The sequence below is a fragment of the Bacteroides finegoldii DSM 17565 genome (assembly GCF_000156195.1).
Classification (GTDB): domain Bacteria; phylum Bacteroidota; class Bacteroidia; order Bacteroidales; family Bacteroidaceae; genus Bacteroides; species Bacteroides finegoldii.
In genome coordinates, this window is sequence record NZ_GG688324.1 from 87,899 (window position 1) to 100,681 (window position 12,783).

General features: G+C 44.9%; 9 protein-coding genes and 1 pseudogene. 3 read left to right on the forward strand and 7 right to left on the reverse strand.

Annotated elements, in window-relative coordinates:
- Positions 1-6: 6 nt before the first annotated feature.
- From BACFIN_RS09350 to BACFIN_RS09320, 7 genes are all read right to left on the reverse strand, one after another.
- Positions 7-2,409 carry a beta-L-arabinofuranosidase gene (locus tag BACFIN_RS09350; protein ID WP_007753677.1) on the reverse strand — a complete coding sequence of 801 codons (2,403 nt, stop codon included), beginning with the start codon at positions 2,407-2,409 and terminating at the stop codon, positions 7-9.
- Positions 2,410-2,516: 107 nt separating this feature from the next.
- A complete protein-coding gene (locus BACFIN_RS09345; RefSeq protein ID WP_007753679.1) occupies positions 2,517-4,112 on the reverse strand; it encodes a xylulokinase in 1,596 nt (531 codons plus the stop codon).
- A gap of 12 nt (positions 4,113-4,124) precedes the next feature.
- Entirely contained in the window at positions 4,125-5,651 is a 1,527-nt protein-coding gene (araA, locus tag BACFIN_RS09340; RefSeq protein WP_007753681.1) for an L-arabinose isomerase, read from the reverse strand.
- 40 nt (positions 5,652-5,691) lie between these two features.
- The gene (locus BACFIN_RS09335) at positions 5,692-6,375 is read right to left on the reverse strand and encodes an L-ribulose-5-phosphate 4-epimerase (RefSeq protein WP_007753683.1); all 684 of its coding nucleotides are present in this window, start codon (positions 6,373-6,375) and stop codon (positions 5,692-5,694) included.
- Positions 6,376-6,380: 5 nt separating this feature from the next.
- Positions 6,381-7,058 carry an NUDIX hydrolase gene (locus BACFIN_RS09330; RefSeq protein ID WP_007753685.1) on the reverse strand — a complete coding sequence of 226 codons (678 nt, stop codon included), beginning with the start codon at positions 7,056-7,058 and terminating at the stop codon, positions 6,381-6,383.
- Positions 7,059-7,085: 27 nt separating this feature from the next.
- Complete coding sequence (locus BACFIN_RS09325; RefSeq protein ID WP_007753687.1) at positions 7,086-8,780, reverse strand: sodium:solute symporter; 1,695 nt, start codon at positions 8,778-8,780, stop codon at positions 7,086-7,088.
- A gap of 25 nt (positions 8,781-8,805) precedes the next feature.
- Positions 8,806-9,945, reverse strand: coding sequence for an aldose epimerase family protein (locus tag BACFIN_RS09320; protein ID WP_007753689.1), 1,140 nt, complete (start codon positions 9,943-9,945; stop codon positions 8,806-8,808).
- A gap of 331 nt (positions 9,946-10,276) precedes the next feature.
- Here BACFIN_RS09320 and BACFIN_RS23890 point away from each other — a divergent pair.
- The 3 genes and pseudogenes from BACFIN_RS23890 to BACFIN_RS09315 all read left to right on the forward strand — a co-directional run.
- Positions 10,277-10,529, forward strand: a pseudogene (locus tag BACFIN_RS23890) (lipocalin-like domain-containing protein); the annotation flags it as partial.
- A gap of 37 nt (positions 10,530-10,566) precedes the next feature.
- The gene (locus BACFIN_RS23895; RefSeq protein ID WP_007753693.1) at positions 10,567-10,776 is read left to right on the forward strand and encodes a lipocalin-like domain-containing protein; all 210 of its coding nucleotides are present in this window, start codon (positions 10,567-10,569) and stop codon (positions 10,774-10,776) included.
- Positions 10,777-10,800: 24 nt separating this feature from the next.
- On the forward strand, positions 10,801-12,783 hold the full coding sequence (locus BACFIN_RS09315; RefSeq protein WP_007753695.1) for an alpha-L-arabinofuranosidase C-terminal domain-containing protein: 1,983 nt from the start codon (positions 10,801-10,803) through the stop codon (positions 12,781-12,783).

The window sequence follows — 12,783 nt, forward strand, 5'->3', positions numbered from 1 at the left end:
GTTTTTTTATTTTAGCAAACGTACTTCGTAGATGGCAGGAGTCCATTCCGTCCCGTCAGGGATGAAACGTATCGGACAATTGCCCGTGTTCAACTTTTGGGGCAGGGCATAAGAAAGAGTAATAAAACCGCCTTTGTCCGCTTCACTGATTGTCGGTTTAACAGCCAACTTTTCATTATTCAAGAGGATAGCCATTTTGTTCCGGTCATCTTTCCGTATCGTAATCAGGAGACGGCTTGCTTCCTCTTTTACTTTCAGTTGATAGCCGAACCAACCTTTGGCACGGCGGAAGTGTCTGTCTTTATCCGTTCCGGTTTCTGCCTGCTCATATTGGATAGCATGGTCAGACTCCGGCTGCTGTTCACCGGGAAAGATAAGATCAATAGTTTGATTGGCTAATTCGGCCGTTTCTCGTTCGGCTGTTGCCATTTCTTCCTGAATGGCTTTGAAGCGCTCTTCACTTGTCTGCCGGAAGTAAATGGCATAACGGGAATTATGCAGGCGGAAGAAAGGAACGAGTTCCAATGCTTTGCCTTGTGCCGGATAGACATCTCCATTGTAGCGGAAAGCGATCCGGTTCCCCTTTTCTTTGTGAAGATCTTTGCATATTGAATTGGGAGCTCCTATCAACATCGGGACTTCCTGCAAAGGAATTTGTTTGCCATGTGCGATATGTCCGCCGCGACTGTCATCGGCATACAGACCATCGAGATGTTCTGTGCCTGTGGAAGCTGCAAGAACGATAGGACCGTATAAGAAAGCATAATAATCTTTCTTGTCGGGGATTTGTTCAATAGTGACTTTCATCGGCAGGTTGAAGGTTATGACGTCTCCTTTTTTCCATTTACGGGAAAGAGGAAGATATTGATTTCCTTTTTTCGTGGGAAACGTTTCTTTCTTCCCATTAATGCTAATTGAATAGTTGGAAGATTGGTTAGCCCATTCCGGAATGCGTATCATTAAAGTACGTTGTTTCTTAGAAGCTTTATCTATTCGCAAAGTAACCTTATTGTCATCGGGAAAGCGGGTTTCCTGTGTCAAGATGACGCCTTGTTCTTTCCAGTTCAGTTGTGAGGGGATGAAAAGATTGACATAAAGCGTATCTTTCTGATGCGCATAAATGAATTCACCGTATTTGGTATGGTTCTCCAGACCAGAGCCGACACAACACCACATAGATGTTTCCGGTTGTGAATAAACGCGGTAATGTCCCGGTCGCATAGGAGTGAAGTATACAAATCCGCCTTTATCCGGCTCTTGAGACGCTAAGATATGGTTGTAAAGCGCACGTTCGTAATAGTTGATGTAGTTGGGGTCGGGCTCATTTATATTGCAGGGATTGTGAGAGTTCTGATAAAGCATTTTAGTAAGGCGGAGCATATTGTAGGTATTGCAGGTCTCCGGCCCTTGCACATCGTTTATCATGGAGGTAAAATTATCGGCCGGGTGGAAATGCTCGCGTACACTATTCCCTCCGATACAGACAGAGCGATTGTTGACAACCGTATTCCAGAAGAAACGGGCTGCATGATCCCATTCTTCGGCGTGATTCCAATTTTTGTCGTCCTGTGAAAGTTCGGCGATTCGTTTGTAACCGATCACTTTCGGTATTTGGGTGTTGGCGTGCATGCCTGTCAGTCGGTCTTTATCTTTGATAAGCGGATCAAGGATAATCTTATGGGAGAACCGACGTGCCAGTTCCAAGTACTTTTTATCTCCCGTAATTGCAGCTACGTCAGCGAAAGTCTCGTTTAGTCCGCTATGTTCGCTACGGAGCATGTCTTGTATTTGCTGATCGCTCAGACCGGAAGTTATGTCGATCATCCAATCTGTAAAAGCAATCAACATCCGGCGTGCCTGGTCGCTGCCTGTATAGAGGTAGGCGTCCCGTAATCCGGCGTATGTCTTGTGTATATTGTAGAGAGGCACCCATTTGCCATTGAGGTCGAAACCTCCGGCACGGATATTACCTGCTTTAATTTCTTTCCAAAGTTGGAGACTGCCCGGAGTTCCTCCGATAAAACCTGTTCCGACAGCTTGTTGGGCACGGTATAGCTCGTCAAGCATATAGTTAAGCCGGTTGTAAATTGCGGTATCTCCGGTAGCGGCATACATCATGGAGAGTGCGGATAAATAATGTCCGCCGATGTGTCCGTCCAGTCCGGTGTTTTCCCAATTTGTATAACTCGGAGCTTTCGGAGTGAGTCCCGCTTCGCGTAAGAAAGGAGCCAGCAAGCGATCGGGATTAAGGGCGAGTATGTAATGCAAATCAGTCTGTTGGGCTTGTAAGAACGGGCTATCCAATAGTTTGACGTCTTGTAAGGGGAAGTATGAAACCTGTGGAACGTTCTGTGCTTTAGACAGTGAGGCGGATAGAAGAAGTGCAAGTATGAACGGTGTGGTTTTCATGATAATAGTTTCCCCTTGTCCCTCTCCTTTCCGGAGAGGGAATGGGAATAGTTTATGTTAATACTTAGGTGATTAAGAAAGAAGCGGAGAGCCCTCCATGATGAGGGCTATTTGAATTTCACTGCTGCTTCTTCGATGGGCAATCCTGCCTTGTAGTTCTCGATGTATGTATTAAAACCGGCTACGTCCTCAGCGGTAGGCGATACCTCGATACCGGCGTCTCCGACAAATACTTTCTCATCCAAAAAATCAGCAAGCGATTGTTTTTTCTCATTGTTCACGAGGTAAGAACCGAGCAGGGCAATACCCCAAGCACCTCCTTCACCGGCTGTTTCCATTACAGAAATAGGCGAGTTGATGGCAGCTGCGAGTATTCTTTGACCTACTCCCTTTGTTTTGAATAATCCACCGTGACCTGTGATCCTGTCCACTTTGATTTTCTCTTCATTGAACAGGATATCGTTGCCAATCTTGAGTACTCCGACGGAAGCGTATAAATGGCTTCTCATGAAGTTTGCCAGATTGAACTTGTCATTGGCAGAACGTACAAACAAGGGCCTTCCTTCTGCAAGTCCTGTGACGGGCTCACCTGAAATATAATTGTAGGAGAGTAGACCTCCGCAATCGGCATCACCTGTGAGAGCAATGTTATAGAGCTTGCTATAAATTTCGTTCATGTCTACAGGTATACCCAGAAGCTCCTGGTATTCTTTGAACAAGTTAACCCATGCGTTGAGATCGGATGTGCAATTGTTGCAATGTACCATAGCTACCAGGCTTCCGTCCGGAGTGGTGACCATATCGATCATCTCGTATGGCTTTGACAACTCTTTCTCCAATACAATCATGGAGAAAGAGGATGTTCCTGCCGATACGTTTCCTGTACGTTGTTTCACAGCATTGGTTGCAACCATACCGGTACCCGCGTCTCCTTCCGGCGGACATACCGGTATTCCTGCCTTCAAATGACCGGATGCATCGAGTTTCTTGCTTCCTTCAGGTGTAAGGACACCTGCACTTTCACCTGCCGACAGTACCTTGGGCAGGATATCTTGCAGTGTCCAATTGTACTGATTAGGAGCAATCAGCTTGTCGAATTTCGCCACCATTTCGGCTGAATAGTTGTGGGTGGTCGGGTCTATGGGGAGCATTCCGGATGCATCGCCTATGCCCAATACTTTCTCGCCTGTCAACTGCCAATGCACATAACCTGCCAGAGTAGTCAGGAAGTCAATGTCTTTGACATGTGCTTCGTTGTCCAGAATTGCCTGGTACAAGTGAGAAATACTCCATCTCAACGGAATGTTGTAGACAAACAGGTCTGATAAAGCTGCTGCCGCGCGACCGGTATTCGTATTTCTCCAGGTACGGAAAGGTACGAGGATTTCTTCTTTTGCATTGAAGGGCATATAACCATGCATCATGGCACTGACACCGATAGCTGCCAGGTTCTCGATCTCTATGCCGTATAAGTTCTTCACGTTGGAGCGGAGATCGGCATAGCAATCTTGCAGACCGGACCAGATGGCTTCGATGCTGTATGTCCAAAGCCCGTCAACTAGCTGGTTCTCCCAAGTATGGTTTCCTTGAGCAATCGGCTTGTTTTCCTGATCAATCAAAACGGCTTTTATCCGTGTAGAACCGAGTTCGATTCCAAGAATGGCTTTGCCTGTTTCGATTGTTGATTTTGCATCTGATTTCATGTTGGATAGTGTTTAGCAAAGTGCTTTATTCAACATATAATATACTTCATTCATGCGCAACTCTTTCTTGAAGCAGCTGATAGTCGTATCTTTATTGATATGTACCATTTCGATACCTGCGATTTCAGCATAATCTTCCCAGTATTCAGCGGTCAGATCATATGAGAAGCAAGAATGGTGAGTACCACCTGCCAGAATCCATGCACCGGCACCTACTTCAAAGTTAGGCATTGGAATCCAAAGAGCGGAAGCAACCGGTAATTTCGGCAGCGGTTTCGGTTCGATACATTCCACATCATTTACAATCAGACGGAAACGGTTGCCTAAGTCTACTACAGTTGCAGTACAACCTGTACCGACTTTAGAAGTAAAGACAAGACGAGCTGTCTGGCTCTTACGAATACCTATACCGAGGAAGTGCACTTCCAGACGAGGTTTGTTGGCTGCGATAAGCGGACAAACTTCCAACATATGTGATTGTAAGATAGAACTTTGTGCACCGTTGAAGTTCAATGTGTAATCTTCGAGGAAAGAACAGCCTTTCGGAAGTCCTTGATTCATTACCCATACAGTGCGGTAGAGAGCAGCGGATTTCCAGTCGCCTTCGGCGCCGAAACCATAACCTTCCGCCATCAGACGTTGAGAAGCAAGTCCCGGAATCTGGTCGAAACCGTTATGTTCCAAGTCGCCCAAGTCGTCAAAATTGGTTGTGAATCCTTTTGCGCCTTTCGCTTTCAAGATAGCGCGAAGAGCCAATTCTGCTTTTGCGGCGTTCCATACCTTCTGATAAGCTTCGGTTGATTTGTCTTCCAAAGAAGCATCGTGGTCGTATTCTTTGAAATAAGTAGCTACTAATGCGTCTACGTCAGCGTCCTTGATATCTTTGTGATATTCCATCAGTTCGCTTACCGGACAATAGTCTACATGATAACCCATACGTTGTTCCGCTTCCACCTTGTCACCGTCAGTTACGGCTACATTGTTCATCTGGTCGCCAAAACGAATGATCAGCATATCTTGAGAATCTGCCCAACCTGCACAAACACGCATCCATACAGCAATCTTATGCAGTGTGTCTTCGTCTTTCCAATAACCTACTACCACTTTGCGACGGATACGCATACGAGTACAGATGTGTCCGAATTCACGGTCGCCATGAGCCGACTGATTCAGGTTCATGAAGTCCATGTCCATTGTATCCCAAGGAATTTCCTTGTTGAACTGAGTATGCAGATGCAACAACGGTTTCTTCAACTGTTGCAAACCGTGAATCCACATTTTTGCAGGAGAGAAAGTATGCATCCAAGTGATGACACCGACACATTTCTCGTCGTTGTTGGCAGCTTTGAAAACAGCTTCCACTTCTTTGGAAGAGTTGGCAGTTCCTTTGTATACCACTTTTACAGGGAGTTTGCCGGAGTTGTTCAACCCGTTAACCATTTCATTAGAGTGTGCGTCTACTGCGATTACTGCGTCACCTCCGTACAGGAGCTGTGCTCCTGTTACAAACCATACTTCATATTGATCAAATGCGTTCATAATGTTTTGCTTTAATTTTTAATTTCTAGTTTTTAATTGATTATTGTCCATAATAAGCATTCGGACCATGCTTGCGACTGAAATGTTTTTCAATCAGCAGAGGATTCATTGTTAAATTGGGATTAACGGCGTATGCGATACTTGCCATTTTTGCTACCTGTTCCATTACTACGGCGTTGTGTACTGCATCGTGTGCGTCTTTTCCCCAGGAGAAAGGACCGTGATTCTTTACCAGCACGCCCGGTGTATGTACAGGATTCAAACCTTCAAAACGCTTCACGATCACGTTCCCGGTCTCCAGTTCGTAGGCACCTTTCACTTCTGCTTCGGTCATATCTGCCGTGCAGGGGATAGCGTCATGGAAATAATCGGCATGAGTAGTTCCGATGTTCGGAATGTCGCATCCGGCTTGCGCCCAAGCGGTCGCATAGGTAGAGTGGGTATGTACCACTCCGCCGATTTCCGGGAATGCTTTGTAGAGTACTACGTGAGTCGGAGTATCTGAAGATGGCTTCAGCCGTCCTTCAACGACCTTGCCATCCAGATCCACTACTACCATATCTTCTGCTTTCATTTCATCGTAACTTACACCACTGGGTTTGATTACTACCAATCCGCTTTCACGGTCGATGGCAGAAACGTTCCCCCAAGTAAAGATGACTAATCCATGCTTTACCAATTCGAGATTGGCATGAAATACTTTTTCTTTCAGTTCTTCCAGCATATTGATTATAATTTGAATTTCGGATCTTTACGATAAACCTTGCTATTAAACTTATATAAGGCTGCCCCTCGTTTGGAACATAGCTTATCTATCTTATCGGTCTTTTCCACATAATCCATTCCGGCAACACGCTTGCGGAAGTTGCGCTTATCCATCGTTTCACCGTAAATGGCTTCATATAAACTCTGCAATTTGGATAGTGTGAAAAGTTTAGGCAATAAGTTGAAACCGATAGGTTCGGTAGAAGCTTTTTGTCTCATCAACTCCTTTGCTTTTGTCACCATTGCAGGATGATCGAAAATCAGTGGGGGAAGTTCATTGATGTTTACCCAGTAAGCGTTATGTTTCCGAACTAGTTTCCGGTCATATTCATTGACGTTGACCAACGCATAGTATGCGACGGAGATTACCCGTTCTCCCGGATCACGGTCGACCGCTCCGAAAGTTCCCACTTGTTCCATATACACATTTTCCAATCCGGTAAGTTCCGCAAGTACACGTTTGGCCGCATCGTCCACACTTTCGTTTTCTTGCACGAATCCTCCCATCAAAGACCATTCGCCCATTGCAGGTTCAAAATTTCTTTTCAGCAGTAGCAGACTTAATTCACCATCGTTAAATCCAAAAATGATGCAGTCAATGCCTACATGAAAGCTAGGATTCGAGCTATAATAATTGTTCATCGTTTTTTTATATTAGTTAATTAATTGTTACCAGAAATACCAGTAGAAAGCTGCGGTAATAGCCAGGATAATTGCTGTATGGATAATATCCCAATGATTCCAACTTGCACGTGTAGCCGCTTTTTGTTCTTTCGTAGCCGTACCGAATACCAAGCCTTGAATCTTTTCCGCTGTCGGAGCTTTTGTAGCCAGGCTGACTGCGATTACGATAATGATGCAGAACAGGAACATCCATCCGCAGAAGAACAGCCAATTCATATCATAGAACAGATATTTGAATGTAGAGTCTGCCACTTCTCCGGCATTGCTATAATATACTTTAGCACCCAGACGAGTTAAGCCGATAACCATACCGGCTATCAATCCCCACATACCACCTTGAGCGGAAGTACGCTTCCAGCAGATACCCAATAAGAAAGCGGCTGCGATACCCGGAGCCAATACAGACTGAACATCCTGCAAATAAGTATAAAGAACATCACCTACACTACGCATGATAGGAATCCAAAGGATACCTAAGATTACAATTACAACTGTTGCAATCTGGCCGATACCTACTAGTTTCTTTTCCGGAGTCTCCGGTCTGAAACGTTTGTAGAAGTCAATAGTAAACAACATGGCGGATGAGTTGAACAAAGAAGCTAAAGAACTCATCAAAGCTGCAAGGATACCGCATACAACCAGACCTTTCACACCGGCCGGCAACAATTTAGCGACCAAAGTGGGGAAAGCGGCATCGGCATTTGCTGTTCCGTTAGCCAGTAACGGAAGGAATCCTTCACCACCGGCACCGATATATTTCTGATGTAATGCAAATGCGATCATACCCGGAATAAGAAACAAGAAGACAGGCAGCAGTTTCAGGTAAGCACCGAAGATGGTACCGCGACGTGCTTCCATCTCATTCTTTCCGGAAAGTACACGCTGTACGATAAACTGGTCAGTACACCAATACCAGAATCCGATAATGGCGGAACCGATCAAAGCACCCAGCCAAGGGAAGTTCGGATCATCGTTACTACGGATCAGATTAGTCATTGTATCTCCGTAATCATTTACAGTTACCGCACCGCAAACTTTCATCATTTCGTCCCAGCCACCCAATTCTTTAAAACCAAGCACGAGGATGATCAAGGAACCAAGCAGAAGGATAGGAGTCTGGAGTACAGAAGTATACAATACGGATTTCATACCCCCGAAGATAGTATAAAGTGCTGTCAGAACTACCAATCCGATTGCAGCAATCCAGAAGAAGTCGATTCCCCAAAGTTCTTTGATACCGAATACCTGTTGGAATACCAAACCACCGGCATAGACTGTTACAGCTACTTTTGTCAATACATAACTTACTAAAGAAATAACAGATAAGATCGTACGTGACTGTGGGTTATAACGTCGTTCCAAGAATTCCGGCATTGTGTATACCATGCTTCGTGTATAGAATGGAACGAACACCCATCCCAAAATCAGAATCATCCATCCTTGAATTTCCCAATGAGCCATCGCCATACCACTGGAGGCTCCGGCACCTGCCAGTCCTATCAAGTGTTCCGAACCGATGTTTGATGCGAAGATAGAGGCTCCGATTGCGAGCCAAGTTGCGTCACGTCCGCCTAAGAAATAATCTGCCGAGTCATTTTGTTTTTGTCTGACTACCCAAACAATAATACCGATCAGCGCCAAAAAAAAGACGCCGATTACCCCCCAATCTAATGCTTCCACAATAAATATGATTTATAAGTTAATATTATTTCTCTACTGAGAATTTGAAAATACATTCGCTGTTATAGGTTTGTCCCGGTTCCAGAACTACTGAAGGCCAATCAACTTTGTTGGGACTGTCCGGATAATGTTGCGTTTCCAGACATACGGAAGCACGTTGATTGTAAACGATCCCTTTCTTTCCGGTTACAGTACCGTCGAGGAAGTTACCTGTATAAACCTGGATACCCGGTTCGTTGGTATATACTTCCAGAGTGATACCGCTTTCCGGTGAAGTCAGTTTGGCAGCTACCTGCGAAATGTCTCCCTTAGTGTTCAGTACCCAATTGTGGTCATAACCGTTTCCGTTTTTCAACTGGACAAAATCATAGTTACTGATGTCTTGCCCTACTGTTTTCGGAGTCGTGAAGTCCATCGGAGTATCTTTTACCGGGGCAATTTCACCTGTTGTCATGAAAGTGCTGTCTACCGGAGTATAGTAGTCTGCATTCACATACAGAATATTGTCGGTTGAGGCTTTCGACGGACTACCGGCCAGGTTGAAATAAGAGTGGTTGGTCATGTTGATGATCGTCTTTTTGTCGGTAGTTGCGCTATATTTAATATCGATAGCGTTGTCTTCTGTCAGTGTGTAAGTGACTTTGGCTGTTACATTACCTGGAAAATTTTCATCACCGTCGGGTGAGATACGGGTTAGTTCCAATGTCATCGGATCAATAAGATTTGCCTCATATACTTGATATTGCCATCCCTTGGGACCTCCGTGCAGACAGTGCCCGAAATTGTTTTGTGGTAGCTGGATGGTATCACCGTCAAGAACAAAACGTCCTTGATTGATACGATTGGCATAACGTCCGATGGAAGCACCGAAGTCGCTGGGGACATTGATATAGTCGGCAATACTATCGAAGCCTAAAACTACATCCTGCATCTTTCCGTTTTTGTCCGGTACCATGATAGACACGATACGACCTCCGAAATTAGTAATGCACACTTCCATGCCTGCTTTATTCTTTAAAGTATAAAGATTGGTTTGGGTATTATTTACTTCTGTTTGAAATTTTGCCGGATCAAGACCTGATAGAGTCAGCTCGGAAACCGGCTTGTTATTGCACGCAAAGAGCATAAGTGTGGCAAATCCTGCTAGTAGAAAATGTTTTTTCATGGTTATATTTTTTATGTAAATGAGTTGATTATCTTAATTCGGGTGTAAAAGTAACACTTTGTTTCGGTGTGTTCAATACACTGATGTATGTTATACAACATAAAACGTAAAAAATGCACTTATTGTTATACCTTATTATTATATATAAAAGGGCGGATATAAAAAAAATATTTTTCTGATAAAGGAAAAATATTCGGTTGCGAATGTATATCGGTCTATGTGTTCTCTTTGCATGAGAAATAAGGGCGTTTTTTATGATATGTGTTCGTATGTCCACCTGTGATTAGTGTAACGGGGCGTATTTTTGTACCATGATTGATGAACAAATACACTGATCTCCGATGGGGAAGGAAATTACTATCTGGCACATCAGGGACGCCTCTCTCCGCAGAATCAGTTGATGGTGCTGCATTTACGCCAGTTGTCCTTTACTCCGGAAGGTTGGCTGGTCGTTTCTCCCGAAAGGTATGCAGGCACACCGTCACGCCGTTTCACCGAAGCCGATCTGGCAGGGGAGTGGGAGATCATACGGGTACAGGAGCCGAGATATGAGCGTCAGTTGGAAGCCGGACAGATTCTTCCCGCTTCCATTTATTAAAAGACGGTACTTGCAACGGTGAAATGGTTGATGTGGAGGGAAAGTTTGTCCTTGCAAGCGGGAAGTGGCCTTTTTTGACCGAAAACTATCTGTTAATGCTTGATTTGGGTACGGAGAAGATAGAAAATCTGATTATCTTTGCAGGACACGACTGGGAGAATGAGACGGAAACCATTCTCTTTACCGGACTCGATAGTCGGGGACGTTCTGTCTGGGGAAAAAGAATAGAATAACTATATAATTTTTTATTGAAAACCATGAGAAGATACACAAATTTATTGGCTGTAGTGGCCTTATCTGCCGGAATGGCACTTCATGCGCAAACCAATGAAATGGTGATACAGACAAAGAAACTGGGAGCGGAAATCCAGCCTACCATGTACGGACTTTTTTTTGAGGATATCAACTATGCGGCCGACGGTGGCTTGTACGCCGAACTGGTGAAGAACCGCTCGTTTGAGTTTCCGCAGAACCTGATGGGATGGAAAACTTACGGTAAAGTAACTTTGATGGACGACGGTCCTTTTGAACGGAATCCGCATTATGTGCGTCTTTCCAATCCGGGACATGCCCATAAACATACCGGACTGGATAACGAAGGCTTCTTCGGTATCGGTGTCCGAAAAGGGGAGGAGTATCGTTTCTCTGTTTGGGCACGTCTGCCGCAGGGGAACGGAAAAGAAACATTGCGGATTGAATTGGTGGATACCAAATCTATGGGTGAACATCAGGCGTTTGCCACCGCTGATTTGACAGTCGATTCGAAAGAATGGAAGAAGTACCAGCTGATCTTGAAGCCGGGTATGACCCAGCCGAAATCGACACTTCGTATTTTCCTTACTTCCAAAGGAACAGTGGATCTGGAGCATATCTCTCTCTTCCCGGTCGAAACGTGGAAAGGACATGAAAACGGACTTCGCAAGGACTTGGCACAGGCTTTGGCAGATATCCATCCGGGAGTCTTCCGTTTTCCCGGTGGTTGCATTGTGGAAGGTACTGATTTGAATACCCGTTATGACTGGAAGAAATCGGTGGGTCCGGTAGAAAACCGACCTTTGAACGAGAACCGTTGGCAGTACACTTTTACCCATCGTTTCTATCCGGATTATTATCAGAGTTACGGATTGGGATTCTATGAATACTTCCTGTTATCGGAAGAAATGGGTGCCGAACCGCTTCCTATTTTGAATTGCGGTCTTTCCTGCCAATACCAGAATAACGATCCGAAAGCGCACGTTGCCGTTTGCGATCTGGACGGTTATATTCAGGATGCACTCGATCTGATTGAGTTCGCCAATGGTGATGTGAACTCTACATGGGGAAAGGTGCGCGCCGATATGGGACATCCTGCTCCTTTCAACCTGAAATTTATCGGTATCGGTAACGAGCAATGGGGAAAAGAATATCCGGAACGTCTTGAACCGTTCATAAAGGCTATTCGTAAGGCTTATCCGGATATGAAGATTGTAGGTAGTTCCGGCCCTAATTCCGAAGGAAAAGAATTTGATTATCTGTGGCCTGAAATGAAACGCTTGAAAGCTGATTTGGTAGACGAGCATTTCTATCGCCCTGAAAGTTGGTTCTTGGCTCAAGGTGCGCGTTATGATAATTACGACCGCAAAGGTCCGAAAGTTTTTGCCGGTGAATATGCTTGTCACGGTAAAGGTAAGAAATGGAATCATTTCCACGCAGCCTTGCTCGAGGCTGCCTTTATGACCGGTTTGGAACGTAATGCCGATATTGTCCATATGGCTACATACGCTCCGCTTTTCGCTCATGTGGAAGGATGGCAATGGTGTCCGGACATGATCTGGTTCGACAATCTGAATTCCGTACGCACTGTAAGCTACTATGTGCAACAGTTGTTTGCCCATAATAAGGGGACCAATGTTCTTCCGCTTACCATGAACAAGAGAAATGTGACGGGAGCTGAAGGACAGAACGGGCTTTTCGCCAGTGCGGTGTACGACAAGAATAAGAATGAGCTTATCGTAAAAGTAGCCAATACTTCCGATACGGCTCAACCGGTTTCGTTGAAATTTGAAGGCTTGAAGAAACAAAACGTATTATCTGACGGCCGTTGCATCAAGCTTCGCTCACTTGATTTGGACAAGGATAATACGCTTGAACAGCCTTTTGCCATCACTCCAAAGGAAATACCCGTGTCTATTCAGGGCCACGTGTTTACTGCCGAGCTGGAGCCGAACACATTCGCTGTTTATAAATTTACGAAGAAATAA